The following is a 17,899-nucleotide window of genomic DNA, read 5'->3' on the forward strand; positions in this document are numbered from 1 at the left end:
CACCCGCGCCTGCGCCCGGCCCAGACCAACATCGTCCTGCCCGCGGCCGCGCAGGCGCGGGTGCGCCCGGCGATGCCGATCCCCGAAGAGCGCCGCCGCGTCCGGCAGGTCTACCCGGCCTATACCGAGATGCGGTGACATCGCCGGGCGCGGGCGTCAGGCGTCGGCGCGCGGATCGAGCGCGTCGGCCAGCCCGTCGCCGAGCCGGTTGAGCGCGACCAGCGTCGCGACCAGGAACGCCGCCGGCCCGGCGAGCATATGGGGGGCGGATTCGAGGCTGCGCGCGCCCTCCGCGATCAGCACGCCCCAGCTCGTCGCCGGCTCCTGAACCCCGAGGCCGAGGAACGACAGGAAGCTTTCCAGCAGGATCACCCGCGGCACCAGCAGGGTGGCGGCTACCGTCACCGGCCCGAGGGTGTTGGGCACGATGTGCCGGCGCAGGATGGTCGCGGCCGAGAGCCCCAGCGCCTCGGCCGCGCGGACGAAGTCGCGGCGGCGCAGCGCCAGCGTCTGGGCGCGGACGATGCGGGCCATGTCGAGCCATTCCACGGCGCCGATCGCGATCAGGATCAGCACGAGGCTCGCGCGGAAGAACACCACCAGCACGATCACGAAGAACACGAACGGCAGGGCATAGAGGATGTCGACGACGCGCATCATCGCGGCGTCGACGGCCCCGCCGGCGAAGCCCGCCACAGCGCCGTAGACGATGCCGACGCCGAGGGCGACCAGCGTCGCGGTGAGCCCGATCAGCAGCGAGACGCGGCCGGCCACGAGGCTGCGGCTGAGCAGGTCGCGCCCGTGCACGTCGGTGCCGAGGAGGAAGTGCAGCCTGCGGACCGGCACCGCGACGGTGAGGCGCCGCCCCTCGTCGTCGCGGGTGACGATGCGCGGCTCGCCGAACAGGTCGGAGCGCGGCAGGTAGACGAGGCCGCGCGCGTCGATGGGCGCCTCCGAGGCCAGCACGAGGCGGAGCACGCCGTCTGCCATCTCGGCCTGCGCGACCGCGGCGCGGATGCGGAAGGCGAGGCGATCGAGCGCCGGCCTCAGATGATCCGCGTCGGGCTGCGCCGCGAAGCCGGGGGGAAGCTGGCGCAGGTCGGGGTAGGTCCGCTCCGGCGCATGGCCGGTAAGGAAAGGGCCGACGAGGCAGGCGAGCGTCAGCAGGACAAGCACGGCGAAGGCCGCCGTCGCGCCGCGATGGCGCGAGAGCCGCAGCAGCGCGCGGCGCGTCGGCGGCAGGCGCGGGGGTAGGCTCACGCGTGCAGCCGCAGGCGCGGGTCGAGCCACGCGGAGACGAGGTCGGCGACGAGGTTGAGGGCGACGACGAGGACCGCCACCAGCACCACCGTCCCCATCACCAGCGTGTAGTCGCGGTTCAGCGCGCCCTCGACGAAGTAGCGGCCGATCCCGGGCAGGCCGAAGATGGTCTCGATCACCACCGAGCCGGTGAGCAGGGCGGCCGAGAGCGGCCCGAGGATCGCGACGACCGGCAGCAGCGCGCCGCGCAGCGCGTGGCGGGCGACGCGCCAGGGCGGCAGGCCGAGGCTGCGCATCGTCCGCACGTGCTGCGCGCGCAGCGCCTCCGCCATCGCCGCGCGGGTGAGCCGGGCGATGCCCGCGGCCTGCGGCAGCGCCAGGGTGATCACCGGCAGCACGAGATGCGTCGGCGCGCCGCCCTCCCAGCCGCTCACCGGCAGCCAGCGCAGCGACAGGCCGAAGGCGATCTGCAGCAGCGGCGCGACGACGAAGCTCGGGACCGAGAGACCGAGGGAGGCGCCCGCCCCGACGAGGCGGTCGACCCATCCGCCGCGGCGGTAGGCCGCCAGCGCGCCGAGGCCGACCCCGAGGATCAGCGAGACGGCGAGCGCCAAGCCGCCCAGGATCATCGAGACCGGCAGGCCGCGGGCGAAAAGGTCCGCGACGGTGAGGTCGCGAAACGAGAAGGACGGCCCGAGGTCGCCCCGCGCCAGGGCGGCGAGGTAGCGCCCGAACTGCACCGCCAGCGGCTGGTCGAGCCCATAGACCCGCCGCAGGTTGTCCATGGCCGCCGGTGCCAGCGGCCGCTCCAGGTCGAACGGGCCGCCGGGCGCGAGCCGCATCAGGAAGAAGCTCGCCGCGATCACCACGAACAGGGTCGGGACCGCCTGCAGCAGCCGGCGCAGGACGTAGCCGGTCATGGGCGATCGGGGCGTCGGAGGCGACGATGCCGCGTCGGAGCGTTCACGCCCGTCGCGCTTCGCGATACCCGGCCCAGATCCCGATCCCGAGCGAGGCCGGCAGCGTGACGGCGAGGTTCGTGCCGTGATTGAGGTAGAGATCGCCGAAGAACAGCATCGCGAACACGAAGACCCCGAGCAGGATCGGGTGACGCCTGGAGCGGGCCGGGTCGGGCGCCGGCGGTGCGACGTCGTCCATGGAATGCTCCGCTGCCGATGGTCCCGCCCTGTATCGGTCTCCCGCCCCGGCGAGACAAGCGCCGGGGACACGTGCTCAGCCCACCAGCCGCAGAAACCGCGTCGGCGCGGCGTTGCGCAGGTTCGGCACGTAGCCGTGCAGGCGCGGCGAGATCAGGGCCTTCGAGCGCGTGTGCATCACCGGGATCCAGGGCAGGTCGCGCATCGCGAGGCTCTCGGCGCGGGACAGCAGGTCGGCGCGGGCGGCGAGGTCGCGCTCGGCGGCGGCCTCGGCCAGGAGGGCGTCGTACGCGGGGTTCGACCAGTGGCCGGGATTCATGCCGTCGTTGCCGGTGGTGAGCAGGAACAGGAAGTTCTGCGGGTCCGAGTAGTCGGCGATCCAGGACATGCGGGCGACGTCGAAGTCGCCGCCGTCGCGCAGGTAGGCGAAGTGGGTCTTGGCGTCGGTGTAGACGAACCGGGTCTCGATCCCGAGGCCGCGCCACATCTCGGCGACGGCGACGGCGGTGTTGCGGTTGTTGTCGCTGGTGTTGAAGCGGTACTCGACGCGCAGCGGCCGATCCGGCCCGAAGCCCGCTTCCGTGAGCAGGCGCCTCGCCGTGTCCTCGTTGTCGATGGGGAGGCGGGTGCGCCCCTCGGTCTCCGGCGGCGTCCGGTAGTTGTCGAGGCCGGGCGGGCACAGCGAGTAGGCCGGGCTCATGGTGCCGCCCCACAACGCCGCGGCGAGGTATTCGCGGTCGAGCGCCAGCGAGAGGGCGCGGCGGACGCGGACGTCGTCGAAGGGCGGCTTGCGCGTGTTCACCGCCAGGGCGTAGAGCCCGAGCGAGGGTCCCAGCACCACCTGATCGCCGAAGCGGCGGCGGAGCGACGCCATCTGGTCGCCCGGCAGGTCGGCCAGCGAATCGAGCTCGCCCGCATCGTAGCGGCGCACCGCGCTCGAGAGGTCCGGCGTCGGCACGAAGGCGACCTGCGCGATCGCGACCTCGGCCGCCGCGTGGAAATGCGGGTTGCGCCTGAGCACGATGCGGTCGTTCGGCACCGAATCCGCCAGGGCATAGGGGCCGTTCGAGACCAGGTTGCCCGGCCGGGTGAAGCCGTCGCCGAAGCGCTCGACCGAGGGGCGGTGCACCGGCAGCGCGGTCTGGTGCGTCAGCAATTCGAGGAGGTAGGGGGTTGGCGCCTCCAGCGCGATCGTCAGCGTGCGCGGGTCCGGCGCCGCGACCCCGAGCGCCGTCGCCGGCATCGTGCCGCGGTTGATAGCGGCCGCGTTGCGGATCGGAAACAGCACCTCGGCGTACTTCGCCGCCGTCTCCGGCGCGAGGATGCGGCGCAGGGAATAGACGAAGGCCTCGGCCTCGACCGGATCGCCGTTCGACCAGCGCCCGCCTTCGCGCAGGGTGAAGGTGTAGGTCAGCGCATCGTCCGAGATGCGCCAGGATTCCGCCGCGCCGGGGACGATGGCGCCGCGATTGTCGTAGGTGAGAAGGCCGTCGTAGAGGTCGCGCAGGATGTGCGCCTCGGCCACCGTCGAGGAGCGATGCGGATCGAGGGTCTCGGGATCGGCGTCGTTGCCGCGCCGATACGTGGCCTCCGGCGCCGCTCCGGCCCCGCCGGCCGAGCCCGCGAGCAGCAGGGCGCCGGCGCCGATCAGCCAGCCACGGCGCGGCAGGCGCATCGGCTCAGGCGCCGGTCTCGGGCACGAGCCCGGCGGCCTCGATGCCGGCGACCGCGCAGATCTCGTCGTTGTCCGAGGTGTCGCCGGAGATGCCGACGGCGCCGAGAAGGCGCCCGTCGGCCGCACGGACCAGCACGCCGCCCGGGACCGGCACCAGGGCCGCCGGCCCGACAACGTGGCTCACCGCGGCGACGAAGTAGGGCTGCGCCTCGGCGCGGGCGTGGATCGCCCGCGAGCCGAGGCCGAGCGCGAGCGCGCCGTTGGCCTTGCCCATCGCGATCTCGGCGCGGCGGAGCGAGGTGCCGTCCTCCGCCTGGACACATTTTAGAGAACCGCGATCGTCATATACAACCACCGCAAGCGGCTTCAGGCCGCGCGTTCGCGCCGTCTCCAGGGCGGTGGCGACGATGGTGCGGGCGGCCTCGAGCGTCAGGTCGATCATCGGAACCGAGGGGGATCTTGGGGGGGACGGACGGCCGCGCGGACGGTCCGCGACGGCCAGGGATCAGGACAGGGAGGCGATCGACGGTGCGTCGCGCGATCATCCATATCGGAATGCCCCGGACGGGGTCCACATCGCTGCAGCAGGTGCTGGCCAACCTGCGGCCGCGGCTGGCGGAAGCCGGCCTGCTCTACCCGGACCTCGCACCCGAAGGCGCCCAGCCCGGGTCCGACGTCAATCACCAGGGATTGGGCGAGGCGCTCGACGGGCGGCGGCCGAAGGCGGAGCGCCGCGCGATGCTTGCGCGCCTCGATCGCGTCCTGTCCGCGACGGACGCCGACACGGTGATCCTGTCCTACGAGGACTTCTCGGTGCAGCGGCCGAGCTTCGGCGTGCCCCGGACGCTGTCCGAGGCGTTCGCCCGCCGGGGCTTCGCGATGGAGGTCGTGATGGCGGTCAAGCCGCCGTTCGAGTTCCTGAACTCCGCCTACGCCCACCGCGCGCAACTGGTGAAGGAGCCGCGCAGCTTCCGCGAATACGCCCGTGCGAACCGCCGCTCCGGGCGGCTCGACTATCGCGCGCTGATCGCGCCCTGGGCGCGGGCGACGGACGGCGCCGTCACCGCCGTGCCGCTGCGCGACGCGCGCTCCGACGCGACGCTGGTCGAGCGGTTCGTCGCCGCGCTCGGGCTGACCGCGCGGCTCGCGCCGATGATGGACGCCGACGCCCTGCGGACCGTGATCAACCGCAGTTCCGGGCCGCTCGCCGTCGAGGCCTCGCGCCGCCTGCGGCACCTCCGGGTCCACCGCCAGGTGGAGGGCCACCCGCGCCGGATCGGCCACGTCCTCGACCAGGCGGCGTGGTCGCGCGGTCTCGATCCGGAGCCGTTCCGCGGCGACGCTCCGGACCTCGCCGAGGAGATCGCCGACCGCTTCGCCGCCACCTGCGCGCGCTTCGCCGACCTCGCCTGGGGCCTGCCGTGGGATCGCGTCGTCGCCGCGGCGCCCGCACGGGCGCCGAACGAGTGGGCCGGGCGGCCGATCCCGCCGGAGACCGAGGCGCAGATCGCGCTCCTAATGCGCGAGACGATGCGCCGCTTCGATTTCCGCAGGCCTCCGGCGTGGCGCCGGATCCCGGCCGAGTGCGCCGAGAGCGCCGCGTTGGGCGCGGCGCGCCTGATTGGCTTCGAATCACGCTGGCGCGTCAGCTGAGCGGCCCCTGTGCGAAGGGCCGTCGCGGGCTAGTTCCGGCGGCGACCCGTCCGCAGGAGACCCGACGATGGCCGAGACCGCCAGACCGCACGTGATCTGCCACATGACCAGCTCCGTCGACGGGCGGATCAAGACCCGCCGCTGGGGGATCGACGCCGACGGCCATTACGAGACGGTGCACGCGCGCCTCGACGGCGATGCCTGGATGTGCGGCCGCGTCACCATGCAGGGCTACGCCGACAGCGCCACGCCGCTCGCCGCCCCGCCCGCCGATGACGGCCCGGTGCCGCGCGAGGACCACGTCGCCCGGCACGACGCGTCCGGCTACGCGGTGGCCCTCGACGCGAAGGGTCGCCTCGACTGGGGCGCGCGGAACGAGATCACCGGCGATCACGTGGTGGTGGTCCTGACCGAGGCCGTCCCCGACGCGCATCTGAGACGCCTGCGGGCGGGCGGGCAATCCTACCTGTTCGCCGGCACCGAGACGATCGACTTCGCGCTGGCGGTGGAGAAGCTCGGCCGCCTGTTCGGCATCGCCCGCCTCCTGGTCGAGGGCGGCGGCGGCCTCAACGGCTCGATGCTGCGGGCCGGCGTGATCGACGAGCTCAGCCTGCTGCTCGCCCCGGCCGTCGACGGCCTTCGCGGCACGCCCGCGGTGTTCGACGTCGACGGCACCGAGGCCGACTCGCTCGGGGCCAAGCGCCGGCTCGAGCTGAGATCCTGCGAGACCCTGTCCGGCGGGGTGGTCTGGCTCCGCTATCGCGTCGCCGCGGCCTGAGCGGTCAGGCGAGGCCGGCGAAGAACCCGTCGAAGAGCCCCGTCACCGTCGCCGGATCCTCGAAATGCGGGAAGGCCCCGGTCGGCAGGGCCCGGATCGTCCAGTTCGGCCGGGCGGCGAAGCGCGGCGCGTCGCGGAAGTCGACGAAGTCGCCGCGGCTGCCGTGGAGCATCAGCACCGGGAGCGTCAGCGCCTCGTAGAGCGTGGTGGCGTCGGTCGGGAACAGGTGGCCGGCCACGAAGCAGTAGGGCGCGTGCCGCGCCCCGGGCTGGTGGGCCGAGCGGTAGTCGTAGGCGAACAGCCCCTCGTCGATCCGCTTCGAGCCGAAGGTCTTCTGCAGGAAGAAGCGCATGCTCGGGCGGCTGACGAGGAGGGCGAACAGCGCCGGCCCGAGGAGGCGCGAATCGACGATCGCACGGACGCGCGGGCTGCCGCGGTCGCCGCCCGCCGACCCGCGCCCGGAGAGGCGCCGGTCGAACCCGGTCGGGCTGATCAGGCCGATCGCACGATAGGCCTCCGGCCGCTCGACCACGGCGCGGGCGAGGTAGGAGGCCGAGAGCGAGAGCGCGATCGCGTCGATGCGGACGCCGGCGTGCCGGCGCGCGATCGCGTCGGCGACGGCGTGGATCGCGTCCACCATCACCCGCGGGTTGTAGAGCCTGCGCGAACGTTCGGAGAAGCCGAAGCCCGGCAGATCGAGGGCGTAGACCGGGCGCCGCCCCTGCGCATGCAGGTAGAGCGGGCGGACCTCGTAGGCGTTGGCGGCGGCGTTGATCGAGTGGATCAGCAGCAGCGGCACCCCTTCGGCCTCGGCCGAGCCGTAGACGCTCACCCGGCCGGCCGCCGTGTCGATCACCTCCCGCCGCCCGGGAAGGGCAGGGGGTAAGCCGTCGGGGCTCGTCGCCATCGCCTTGCGCCTCGTCTCGGGACGGATCGGTCGTCGCGACAACGGGATGAGCGGGCGGAACGTTGCCTGGCGCCGCCTGGTGCCTCGCCGTCGCATCGCGCCCGCGGCGCCGCACCCGGCAGCCGTTGACAGGGGGGCGGCGGTGTCGCGATCGTCCCCGGCCGAGGGGTGCCGGGTTCGTGGAACGCCGGATGCGCCGGCGACGCGAGGGAGTGACGGACCATGGCTCAGGCGGAGATCGGCGCGATCGAGCGCGCCACCCTGCGCACGGTGACGTGGCGCATCCTGCCGTTCCTGATGCTGGCCTACTTCGTCGCCTTCGTCGACCGGGTGAACGCGGGCTTCGCCGCCCTGCAGATGAACCAGGACATCGGCCTGTCGCCGGCGCAGTTCGGCCTCGGCGGCGGCCTGTTCTACGTGTCCTACGTGCTGTGCGAGGTGCCGAGCAACGTCGCGATGGAGCGCTTCGGCGCCCGCATCTGGCTCGCGCGGATCATGATCACCTGGGGGCTCGTCTCGGCCGGGATGGCCTTCGTCGTGGGCCCGGTCTCGTTCTACGCGGTGCGCCTGCTGCTCGGGGCGGCCGAGGCCGGGTTCTTCCCCGGCGTGATCCTCTACCTGACCTACTGGTACCCGCGCGCCTATCGCGGGCGGATCGTGGCGATCTTCATGGTCGCGATCCCGATCTCGAGCTTCCTCGGGTCGCCGCTCTCGGCCTGGCTGCTCGGCACCGACGGGATGCTCGGCTTCCGCGGCTGGCAGTGGCTGTTCCTGATCGAGGCGGTGCCGGCGGTGCTGCTCGGCATCCTCGCCTTCGTCCTGCTGCCGGACGGCCCCGCCCGCGCGAGCTGGTTGACGCCGCAGCAGCGCGCCTGGCTCACCGAGCGCCTGGCGGACGACCGGGCCTCGGTGGTGGAGGGCGCGGGGAGGCCCGCCGGCCACCTCTCGCTGCGGCAGGTGATGACCAACCGCTACGTGCTCGCCGCCTCGCTGATCTACGCCGGCGCCTCCGGGGCGAGCCAGTGCCTGTCGCTGTGGCAACCGCAGATCATCAAGTCCTTCGGCCTGACCAACCTCGAGACCGGGCTGCTGAACGCGATCCCCTTCGGCATCGCCTCGATGCTGATGATCGTCTGGGGGCGGTCCTCGGACAGGCGGCGCGAGCGCGTCTGGCACACCGCGCTGCCGCTCGGGCTGCTGGCCGCCAGCCTCGCCGCGTCCGTGCTGACGAGCCAGCTCTGGCCGACGATCCTGATCCTGTGCCTCGCCATCACCGCGACCTACACCGTGAAGGGCCCGTTCTGGGCGCTCTCGACCGAATGGCTCTCGGCGGGCGCAGCCGCGGCCGGCATCGCCCAGATCAACGCCATCGGCAACATCGGCGGGTTCCTCGGCACCTACCTCCTCGGCGTCATCAAGGACGCGACGGGAAGCTACCCGCTGGGGCTGATGCCGCTGGTGATCCTCTCCGCCATCGGCTGCGCCCTGGTGCTGGGGCTCGGAAAGGCGAAGTCGCCGGCGCCCGCGCCGGCGCGGGCCTGAGGCCACCGGGAGAGGGGACCGGCGCCTTACCTAGTTCAGGGCATGGCCCGCGTGACCGCCCCTGCCGATGTCGACGCCGCGACAGCCACTGGCCCCTCCCATCGGTCCCGAACCGATGCGAACGCCCGCACGACCGGCAGCACCGCCTTCGCGAGCCGGATCTGGCCGGGCAGTCGCGGGACGCTCAGCGGCGCGTGCTTCAGCTTCGGGCTGGCGCGCTCGGCCTCCGCGACGACCTGGCCGACAAGGGGGAGGGCGGCGATCCGCGCCGCCTCGTCCGCCGGGATGCCGAGGCGGCGCGCCCAGGCCGTGCTCGCCCCGAGCCGGCCGGAGGCATGGAGCCGGCGCAGGCGGCGGCGCCAGAGGTAGCGATGGAGCGCGCGCGGCACCGGTTCGAGTCGCGCGTCGCAGAGCGCGCCGGGATCCTCGCAGCGGGAGCGGATGGTGTCGGCAACCCCGCCCGGCGCCCGGCCGGTGAGGCGGGCGGAGATGAACACCATCACCGCCGGGTCGTGGCGGACCCGGAACCCGTGCGCGAGGAGGCGGGCGACGAAGGCGCCGTCCTCGCCGAGGGCGATCTCCGGCATGCCGCCGACCCGGGCGTAGGCGTCGCGGCTGACGGCGAGCGTCGCGCCGATGGTGGTGCGGTGGCACGGCCACGGGTCGTTCGGATCGGGGTCGATCCGCGCCTCCGCCTCGGTCAGGAGCGCGCTGTAGGCGTCTTCCAGGCGTCCGCGGGCCGGGAGCGAGGGCGGCAGCAGGGCCGCCTCCTCGGGGATCAGCTCGACCCGGCCCGCGACCGCGTCGGCGCCGGCCGCGAGCGCGCGCAGGTTGGCGAAGACCCAGTCCGGCGGCACGCGGCTGTCGGCGTCGGTGGACAGGATGGTGCCGGCGCCGCCGAGCCAGCCGGCGGCCGCGTCCATCGCCTTGCGCCGGGCCCAGCCGGCATGGGCGCTGGCATATTCCATTTCGATCACCCGCACCGGCACGGAAAGCCGCGACACCAGCTCGGCGACGATGCGGGCGGTGTCGTCCGTGCAGTTGTTGAGGAAGAGCACGATGCCGAGGCGGCCCGGGGCCAAGCCCTGCTGCGCATCGAGGGCGTCAAGGCAGAAGCCGATGCGCTCGGCCTCGTTGCGCACGGGGATGGCGACGACCGTGTCCGGCCCACCGGCCGCCGGCGTCGTCGGCGCGATGGCATCGAGCACGACCGTATCAGGCATCATCCATCCTCGATCGCCGACGCTCTCCCGCACGGCGACGGTTCGTATCGTGGAACGTCGACATCCTGTCGCGGGCCGCGCCTGTACAGGGGCTGAAGGCCGATCAGGCCGCCGCCTCGATCTCCCCGCTCACCGAGAGCCATTCCTCCTCGGCGGCCCCGAGCGCCGCGACCGCGTCGGCGCGCATCTTCGCGATCTCGCCGGCCTTGGCCGCGTTCTGCAGGAAGGCGGTGCCGTCGCCGAGCGCCGCGTCGATCTTGGCGATGGCGGCGGTGAGCTTGTCCATGCGCGCCTCCAAGCCTTCGAGCCGCTTGCGCAAGGGGGCAAGCGCGGCGCGGCGCTCCACCGCCGAGCGCCGCGCCTCGGCCTGCTTGCCGCCCGAGGCGTCCTCGTCGCGGGCGGCGTCGCGCTCGGGACCGGCCAGCACGAGGCGCCGGTAATCGTCCATGTCGCCGTCGAAGGTTTTCACGGAGCCGTCGGCGACCAGCCAGAGCCGGTCGGCGCAGGCCTCGACCAGGAAGCGGTCGTGGCTAACCAGGATGACCGCGCCCTCGTAGTCGTTGATCGCCTCGACCAGCGCCTGCCGGCTCTCGATGTCGAGGTGGTTGGTCGGCTCGTCGAGGATCAGCAGGTGCGGCCCCTCGAAGGCGGCGAGCCCCATCAGCAGGCGGGCCTTCTCGCCGCCCGAGAGCTGCGAGACCGGCGTGTCCGCCTTGTTGGCGGGAAACCCGAGCCGGGCGGTGGCGGCGCGCACCCGCGCCTCGGGGGCGTCCGGCATCAGCGTGCGCAGGTGCGCCACCGCATTCTCGGCCGGGCGCAGCTCGTCGAGCTGATGCTGGGCGAAGTAGGCGACCTTCATCTTCGAGGAGCGGCGCAGCTCGCCGGACAGCGCGTCGAGCCGGCCGCCGATGAGCTTGCAGAAGGTCGATTTGCCGTTGCCGTTGGCGCCGAGCAGCGCGACGCGGTCGTCGGGGGCGAGGCTGAGGTTGAGGCCCGAGAGCACGATGCGGTCGGGGTAGCCGGCCACCACCCGCTCCATCGCCACGATCGGCGGCGAGAGCGGCTTCTCCGGGCTCGGCAGGTGGATCACCGGCACGTCGTCCTCGATCAGCCCGGCGATCGGCACCATCTTAGCGAGCTTCTTGACGCGCGACTGCGCTTGGCGCGCCTTCGTCGCCTTGGCCTTGAACCGGTCGATGAAGCTCTGGAGATGCGCCCGCTCGGCATCCTGCTTCACCTTGGCCTTGGCCTGCAGCATCCGCTTCTCGGAGAGCTGCTTGGCGAAGGAGGTGTAGCCGCCGCGGTAGATCGTCAGCTTGCCGCGGTCGAGGTGCAGGATGTGGTCGACCGACTCGTCGAGCAGGTCGCGGTCGTGAGAGATGATGATCGCGGTGCGGGGATAGCGCTCGAGGTAGTCGTAGAGCCAGATCGTGCCCTCGATGTCGAGGTAGTTGGTCGGCTCGTCCAGCAGCAGCAGGTCGGGCTCGGAGAACAGCACCGCGGCGAGCGCCACGCGCATGCGCCAGCCGCCCGAAAAGTCCGAGCACGGCCGGTTCTGCGCCGCCGCGTCGAAGCCGAGGCCGTGCAGGATCGCCGCCGCGCGGGCCGGCGCCGAATGCGCGCCGATGTCGACGAGCCGCGTCTCGATCTCGGCACGGCGCAGCCCGTCGGCGCCCTCCGCCTCGGCCATGAGCTTCGCGCGCTCGGTGTCGGCAGCGAGCACGACCGCATGGAGCGTCTCGGGCCCGGCCGGCGCCTCCTGCGCCACCGCGCCGATGCGCATGCCCTTGGGCATCGAGACCGCGCTCGCATCCACCGGCCACTCGCCGAGGATCGCCTTGAACAAGGTGGTCTTGCCGGCGCCGTTGCGGCCGACGAGGCCGACGCGGGCGCGGTCGGGGATCGAGAAGCTCGCGCCGTCGAGGATCAGGCGCTCGCCGATGCGGAGGGTGAGGTCGTTGACGCGGAGCATGGGGCGTTCTGGCGAGACCGGCGCCCGGTGGCAAGCGTGCGGTGCCATGCGCTTGAGCCGTGGGATGCCTCAGACCAGGTCCCAAGCCGTTGGGTCGGACATGAGCTTGGCGACCAACGCGTGGTTGAGCTCGTGCCCGGTATGGGCCGCCGTCAGCCGCCCGAGGATCGGATGGCCGGCGAGCGCGAGGTCGCCGACGAGGTCGAGGACGCGGTGGCGCACCGGCTCGTCGGGCACCCGCATCCCGCCGACGATCCCCCCGCGCACGATCATCGCCGCCGAGCGCACGCCGCAGCCCTGCAGGAACGGCTTGCGCGTCGCGAAGCCGTAGGCGCGCCCGAGCATCGCGCGCCAGTAGCGCCCGAAGCTGCGCGCCGGCGCGATCTCCGCGAGGAAGACGTCCGGCGTGACCGGGCCGGACCAGTCGAGCGGGCCGAAATGCGCCAGCGCGAGGTGGGCGGAGACGTGGAGCCCGTCATGCGGCGCGATGCGCAGCGTGCGCCGGCCGTCCACCACCTCGACGGTTCGCAGCACCCGGATCATGCGGCGCGGCTCGCCATTCTCGATCCGGCCCGCCGCGCGGATCGCGCGGCACCAGGGCACCGCGCTGCCGTCGAAGATCGGAAGCTCCTCGGCATCGATCTCGACGAGCGCCTCGTCGATGCGCTGGGCCGAGAGCGCGGCGAGCAGGTGCTCGACGGTGCGGACCAGCGGCCCCTCCGGCGAGCGCAACGCCGTGCACAAAGGCTGGCGCTCGCGCAGGGTCCACAGCGCCGGGACGTCGACCGTTTGCCCGCCGTGAAGCCGCCGGCGGAAGACGATGCCGTGCCCGGGCGGGGCCGGGCCGACGCGCACGGTCGCGCGGCGCCCGGTGTGAAGCCCGCGTCCCGCCAGCGTGAACGCGGCCCCGAGGGTCGCCCGACGACCGCCGAACACGGGACCGGCCGGAGCGTGGCGCGCGTCGAGGGGGATCGAAATCGCCGCGCGTCCCGGCGCGAAAAGGTCGGGCGGTGAGGCCGGAGGCCTTCGATCGGGGGGCAACAGGCGCGGCATTCCGGATCCCGGGCGCCCTCGCAGGCCGAATGCGGTCCTTCACCTAAGCGACGTCGGCGCGAACGGGAAATCACAGTCTCGCGTAGTCCGGCGCGGCCCCATCCACCTCCATCGCCGACGGTCGGCTTGACCGGTGACGACCCGGTCGTCACGATCCTGCAACAAGCTCGACGACGCGATGCTCCGGGTCGGGCCGGTCGCGCGGACTTTCAGATGGTCCGCGGCGCGGCGGTCCCGGCGCATCGCGAAGGGACCGGTTTTCGATGGCACGGCTCTCCACCATTCCGTTCTTCAAGGAGCCGGGCATCGAGCTCGGCCCCTTCGAGACGCGCTGCCACTGGCGCCGCTTCGACGAGAACGAGGTGCTGGTCGATTTCGACGACGTCTCCACCGACGTCTACTTCCTCGCCACCGGCGAGGTGCGCATCCTCAACCGCACGCAGTCCGGCAAGGAGGTGATCCTGGGCGAGATGCGCGGCGGCGCGTTCTTCGGGGAGCTGTCGGCGCTGGACGGCGTCGGCCGCTCGGCCAACGTCACGGCGCTGACCCGCGGCGAGCTCTGCGTCGTCCCGGCCTCGGTGTTCCGGCAGATGGTGTTCGCCTCGGAAGCCATCGCCGACCGGCTGTTCCGCCTGCTGACCAAGCGCGTGCGCGAGCTCAACACCCGCCTGATGGAGCATGCGCTGCTCGACCTGCGCCACCGCCTCTATGCCGAGCTGCTGCGGCTCTCGGTGCCGCGGGCGGGCGGGGGCGACGAGCGGGTGGTGACGCCGCCGCCCTACCACCACGTGCTCGCCGCCCGCATCGGCTGCCGCCGCGAGCAGGTGACCCGCGAGTTCACGGTGATGGCGGCCGAGGGCCTCGTCGACCGCACCCGCGGCGCACTGGTGATCCGCCGGCCGGACCTGCTGGAGGCCCGGGTCGCCGAGGCCCTGCGCGAGGACGGCTGAGCCCTTGTCCGCGCCGCTGCTGCGACTCGAGAACCTGACCAAGCGGTTCGGGGCCGGAACGGCCGTCGACGCCGTCTCCCTCGACCTGGCGGCGTCCGAGTTCTTCTGCCTGCTCGGGCCTTCGGGGTGCGGGAAGAGCACGCTGCTGCGCCTGATCGCCGGGTTCGAGGCGCCGAGCTCGGGCGCGATCCGCCTCGGCGACCAGGATCTCGCCGCGCTGCCGGCCCATCGCCGGCCGGTGAACATGATGTTCCAGTCCTACGCGCTGTTCCCGCACATGAGCGTCGGCCGGAACGTCGCCTACGGGCTCGATGGCCTCGTCGCCGGCCGCGCGGCGACGGCCGAGCGGGTCGCCGCGCTGCTGCGCCTCGTGCGCCTCGAGGGCTTCGCGGACCGCGCGCCGGCGACGCTCTCGGGCGGCCAGCGCCAGCGCGTGGCGTTGGCCCGGGCGCTCGCCCGCGAGCCGCGGGTGCTGCTCCTCGACGAGCCGATGGCGGCCCTCGACCGCACGCTGCGCGAGGAGACGCAGGCGGAGCTGCGCGCGCTGCAGCGCCGCCTCGCCACCACCTTCGTCGTCGTCACCCACGATCCCGCGGAGGCGATGACCCTGGCCGACCGCATCGGCGTGATGGATCGCGGCCGGCTCGTGCAGGTGGGCCGCCCGGCCGACCTCTACCGCCGGCCGGCCACCCGTTTCGTCGCGGGCCTGCTCGGCGACGTGAACCTCATCCCCGGCCGCCTCGGGGCGGAGGAGCCCGGCCCGCATCGCAGCATCGAGAGCGTGGTGGGACCGCTGCTTGCGCGCGCGCCGGACGCGCCGCTTTCAGCCGGCGCCGACATCGTCCTCGCCGTGCGTCCCGAAGACCTGAGCCTGAGCGGGGAGGGCGTGCCCGGGACGCTGGTCGAGGAGACCTTCCTCGGCGACCGCACCCGCCGCGTCGTCCGCCTCGCCGACGGCACCTGCCTGCGCGCGACAACCGCGCCGGGCGAGGGCGCGCCGGCCGTGGGCGAAGCGGTCGCGGTCCGCTTCGCCCCCGACGCCGCGACGATCCTGCCGGCATGAGAGGACGAGCGATCCCCACGATCATCGTCATGCCTCGCGCGTCGACGTCGCCACCCGTTCCCTCCCCCCTCTGCGGGGGGAGGGAAGGCCGGACGGCTCCGCTCGCGCGATGTGAGAATATCGGCGCCTCGGTGGCCGGAAGGGGAAAGAGGTCGATGCGATGACCGCACCGTCGCGTGCGCGCGCTCTCGCAGCCCTTCTCCGCCTGCCGGTCTGGCTCTGGCTCGGCGCCTTCTTCCTGGTGCCGTTCGTCATCACCTTGAAGATCAGCCTGTCGGAGCCGGCGACCGCGATGCCGCCGTACCTGCCGGTGCTCGACTGGCGGGGCGGCGCGGGGGATTGGTCGGACTTCCTCAGGGCGCTCAATTTCGAGAACTACGTCACGCTCGCCACCGACGCGCTCTATCGCGACGCGGCCCTGACGTCGCTGGCCTACGCGCTCGCGGCGACCGCGATCCTGGCGGGCATCGCCACGCCGCTCGCCTACGCCATCGCCCGGAGCCCGGCGGCGCGCCAGCCGCTGCTCGTCGCGCTCGTCGTGGTGCCGTTCTGGACGAGCTTCCTGATCCGGGTCTACGCCTGGATCGCGATCCTGAAGCCCGAGGGCCTGCTCAATCTCGGGCTGCTGCGCCTCGGGCTGATCGCGCAGCCGCTGGAGATCCTGAACACCCCCGCCGCGGTGCTGATCGGCCTCGTCTACGCCTACCTGCCGTTCATGGTCCTGCCGCTCTACGCGGTGCTGAGCCGCCTCGATCCGGCGTTGCGCGAGGCGGCGGCCGACCTCGGCGCCTCGCCGACGCGGGTGTTCTGGACCGTGACGCTGCCGCTCGCCCTGCCCGGGCTGCTGGCGGGCGCGGCGCTGTGCTTCATCCCCATGGTCGGCGAGTTCGTGATCCCGGACCTGCTCGGCGGCTCCGAGACGCTGATGCTTGGGCGCGTGCTCTGGAGCGAGTTCTTCACCAACCGGGATTGGCCGCTCGCCTCGGCGGTGGCGATCCTGCTGCTGGTTCTCGTCGTCGGCCCGGTGGTGCTGTTCCGCGACGCCGCCGCCGAGGCCGCGAGCGGCGAGGGCGCACCATGACCGCGCATCGTCCGACCGCGCTCACCCGCACGGCGCTGATCCTCGGGCTCGGCTTCCTGTACGCGCCGATCCTGGTGCTGGTGGTCTACTCGTTCAACGCCTCGGCCCTGGTCACGGTGTGGGGCGGGTTCTCGACACGGTGGTACGGCGTCCTGCTCGCCGACCGGCCGTTGCTCGAGGCCGCCTGGGTGTCGCTCCGCGTCGCGACGCTGTCGGCCGTCATCGCGACGGCGCTGGGCACGCTGGCCGCCCTCGCGCTCGCACGGCACGGACGCTTCCGCGGGCGCACGCCGTTCACCGGGCTGGTCACCGCGCCGATGGTGATGCCGGAGGTGATCACCGGCCTGTCGCTGCTGCTGCTGTTCGTCGGGGTCGGCATCGACCGCGGCCTCGGCGCGATCGTCGTCGCCCACGCCACCCTCGGCACCGGCTTCGTCGCGGTCGTGGTCGCCGCCCGCCTGCGCGGGCTCGACCGCGACCTGGAGGAGGCCGCCGCCGACCTCGGCGCCGGGCCGTTCCGGGTGTTCGCGACGGTGACGCTGCCGCTGCTCGCCCCCGGCATCGCCGCCGGGTTCCTGCTCGCCTTCACCCTGTCGCTCGACGACCTCGTCGTCGCGAGCTTCGTCTCGGGGCCCGGCGCGACCACCCTGCCGATGCGGCTCTACAGCCAGGTCCGCCTCGGCGTGAACCCCGAGATCAACGCCGCCTCGACGCTGCTCATCGCCGCGGTCGGCCTCGCGGTCGGCGCCGCGACGTGGCTCGGCGCCAGGCGGGGCGGCCGAGCCGCGGCGTAGGGTTTCAGGCGAGCGCCACCGTGTAGGCCGCCTCGGTCTTGCCGCGGATCTCCTCCTCGGTGACGCCGTCGGCGAGCTCGATCAGCCGCATCCCGCCGTCGCCGTGCTTGTCGATCGTGAACACGCCGAGGTCGGTGATGACGAGGTCGACCACGTGCGTGCCGGTGAGCGGCAGGTCGCATTCCTTGAGCAGCTTCGGACTCTCGGTGCCGTCCTTGTTCTTCGCCACGTGCTCCATCACGACGACGACGCGCTTGACGCCGGCCACGAGGTCCATGGCGCCGCCCATGCCCTTCACCATCTTGCCGGGGATCATCCAGTTGGCGAGATCGCCGTTTCCGGCCACCTGCATGGCGCCCAGGATCGACAGGTTGATGTGCCCGCCGCGGATCATCCCGAACGAATCGGCCGAGGAGAAGTAGCTCGTCGTCGGCAGAGCCGTGATCGTCTGCTTGCCGGCATTGATCAGGTCGGCGTCCTCCTCGCCCTCGAACGGGAACGGCCCCATGCCGAGCATGCCGTTCTCCGACTGGAGCTGCACCGACATGCCCTCGGGAATGTAGTTCGACACCAGCGTCGGGATGCCGATTCCGAGGTTCACGTAGAAGCCGTCTTCCAGCTCACGCGCGGCACGCGCCGCCATCTGCTCGCGGGTCCAGGCCATTTTTCGATCTCCTGATGTGGGGCGCGTCCCGCGCCGTCCGCCGCACCCGCGGCGACGCGCTTCGCGCTTGCGGCCTCACGGCCGGAGGTCGTCGCGGGCTCAGACGGCGCCGCCGCCGGCCGCGGCC

The 17,899-nt window shown here is 73.0% G+C and carries 17 protein-coding genes; 7 read left to right on the forward strand and 10 right to left on the reverse strand.

Annotated features, from left to right (window positions below; translation table 11 throughout):
- Positions 1-156: 156 nt before the first annotated feature.
- The 5 genes from FV230_RS12780 to FV230_RS12800 all read right to left on the reverse strand — a co-directional run bounded on the left by FV230_RS12780 (position 157) and on the right by FV230_RS12800 (position 4,534).
- Positions 157-1,260 (reverse strand): ABC transporter permease, encoded by a 1,104-nt coding sequence (locus FV230_RS12780; protein ID WP_246694845.1) that lies wholly within the window; start codon positions 1,258-1,260, stop codon positions 157-159.
- Positions 1,257-2,180, reverse strand: coding sequence for an ABC transporter permease subunit (locus FV230_RS12785; protein ID WP_147842658.1), 924 nt, complete (start codon positions 2,178-2,180; stop codon positions 1,257-1,259). The genes FV230_RS12780 and FV230_RS12785 overlap by 4 nt, the downstream gene beginning before the upstream one ends.
- A 43-nt stretch (positions 2,181-2,223) precedes the next feature.
- Positions 2,224-2,418: a hypothetical protein gene (locus tag FV230_RS12790; RefSeq protein ID WP_147729510.1), complete on the reverse strand. Its 195-nt coding sequence runs from the start codon at positions 2,416-2,418 to the stop codon at positions 2,224-2,226.
- Between the two features lie 75 nt (positions 2,419-2,493).
- The gene (locus FV230_RS12795; protein ID WP_147842659.1) at positions 2,494-4,092 is read right to left on the reverse strand and encodes a peptide ABC transporter substrate-binding protein; all 1,599 of its coding nucleotides are present in this window, start codon (positions 4,090-4,092) and stop codon (positions 2,494-2,496) included.
- A 4-nt stretch (positions 4,093-4,096) separates the two neighbouring features.
- Positions 4,097-4,534 (reverse strand): heme-binding protein, encoded by a 438-nt coding sequence (locus FV230_RS12800; RefSeq protein WP_147729912.1) that lies wholly within the window; start codon positions 4,532-4,534, stop codon positions 4,097-4,099.
- 113 nt (positions 4,535-4,647) lie between these two features.
- Between FV230_RS12800 and FV230_RS12805 the strand changes: the two genes are divergently transcribed.
- Both FV230_RS12805 and FV230_RS12810 read left to right on the forward strand, forming a co-directional pair.
- The gene (locus tag FV230_RS12805; protein ID WP_147842660.1) at positions 4,648-5,745 is read left to right on the forward strand and encodes a hypothetical protein; all 1,098 of its coding nucleotides are present in this window, start codon (positions 4,648-4,650) and stop codon (positions 5,743-5,745) included.
- 67 nt (positions 5,746-5,812) lie between these two features.
- The gene (locus FV230_RS12810; protein ID WP_147842661.1) at positions 5,813-6,523 is read left to right on the forward strand and encodes a RibD family protein; all 711 of its coding nucleotides are present in this window, start codon (positions 5,813-5,815) and stop codon (positions 6,521-6,523) included.
- 4 nt (positions 6,524-6,527) lie between these two features.
- On the opposite strand, the gene FV230_RS12815 is transcribed toward FV230_RS12810, so the two are convergent.
- Positions 6,528-7,430, reverse strand: coding sequence for an alpha/beta hydrolase (locus FV230_RS12815; RefSeq protein ID WP_246694846.1), 903 nt, complete (start codon positions 7,428-7,430; stop codon positions 6,528-6,530).
- Positions 7,431-7,652: 222 nt separating this feature from the next.
- On the opposite strand from FV230_RS12815, the gene FV230_RS12820 reads away from it, so the two are divergent.
- Positions 7,653-8,972: an MFS transporter gene (locus FV230_RS12820; RefSeq protein ID WP_147842662.1), complete on the forward strand. Its 1,320-nt coding sequence runs from the start codon at positions 7,653-7,655 to the stop codon at positions 8,970-8,972.
- 35 nt (positions 8,973-9,007) lie between these two features.
- Here FV230_RS12820 and FV230_RS12825 read toward each other — a convergent pair whose 3' ends face one another.
- From FV230_RS12825 to FV230_RS12835, 3 genes are all read right to left on the reverse strand, one after another.
- Entirely contained in the window at positions 9,008-10,195 is a 1,188-nt protein-coding gene (locus FV230_RS12825) for a glycosyltransferase (protein ID WP_147842663.1), read from the reverse strand.
- 103 nt (positions 10,196-10,298) lie between these two features.
- The gene (locus FV230_RS12830) at positions 10,299-12,167 is read right to left on the reverse strand and encodes an ABC-F family ATP-binding cassette domain-containing protein (RefSeq protein WP_147842664.1); all 1,869 of its coding nucleotides are present in this window, start codon (positions 12,165-12,167) and stop codon (positions 10,299-10,301) included.
- Between the two features lie 69 nt (positions 12,168-12,236).
- Positions 12,237-13,103, reverse strand: a complete 867-nt coding sequence (locus FV230_RS12835) for a UDP-3-O-acyl-N-acetylglucosamine deacetylase (protein WP_246694847.1) — start codon at positions 13,101-13,103, stop codon at positions 12,237-12,239.
- Between the two features lie 380 nt (positions 13,104-13,483).
- On the opposite strand from FV230_RS12835, the gene FV230_RS12840 reads away from it, so the two are divergent.
- The 4 genes from FV230_RS12840 (at position 13,484) to FV230_RS12855 (ending at position 17,108) form a co-directional block, all read left to right on the forward strand.
- Positions 13,484-14,170 (forward strand): Crp/Fnr family transcriptional regulator, encoded by a 687-nt coding sequence (locus tag FV230_RS12840; RefSeq protein WP_147727456.1) that lies wholly within the window; start codon positions 13,484-13,486, stop codon positions 14,168-14,170.
- Positions 14,171-14,174: 4 nt separating this feature from the next.
- Positions 14,175-15,233 (forward strand): ABC transporter ATP-binding protein, encoded by a 1,059-nt coding sequence (locus FV230_RS12845; protein WP_147842666.1) that lies wholly within the window; start codon positions 14,175-14,177, stop codon positions 15,231-15,233.
- A gap of 160 nt (positions 15,234-15,393) precedes the next feature.
- Positions 15,394-16,314 carry an ABC transporter permease subunit gene (locus FV230_RS12850; RefSeq protein ID WP_147842667.1) on the forward strand — a complete coding sequence of 307 codons (921 nt, stop codon included), beginning with the start codon at positions 15,394-15,396 and terminating at the stop codon, positions 16,312-16,314.
- A complete protein-coding gene (locus tag FV230_RS12855; protein ID WP_147842668.1) occupies positions 16,311-17,108 on the forward strand; it encodes an ABC transporter permease subunit in 798 nt (265 codons plus the stop codon). The genes FV230_RS12850 and FV230_RS12855 overlap by 4 nt, the downstream gene beginning before the upstream one ends.
- A gap of 4 nt (positions 17,109-17,112) precedes the next feature.
- Here the strand turns inward: FV230_RS12855 and FV230_RS12860 are convergent, their stop codons facing one another.
- Positions 17,113-17,772 carry a 3-oxoacid CoA-transferase subunit B gene (locus tag FV230_RS12860; protein ID WP_147729342.1) on the reverse strand — a complete coding sequence of 220 codons (660 nt, stop codon included), beginning with the start codon at positions 17,770-17,772 and terminating at the stop codon, positions 17,113-17,115.
- Positions 17,773-17,899: the final 127 nt, after the last annotated feature.

The organism is Methylobacterium sp. WL6 (assembly GCF_008040095.1).
Lineage (GTDB): Bacteria > Pseudomonadota > Alphaproteobacteria > Rhizobiales > Beijerinckiaceae > Methylobacterium.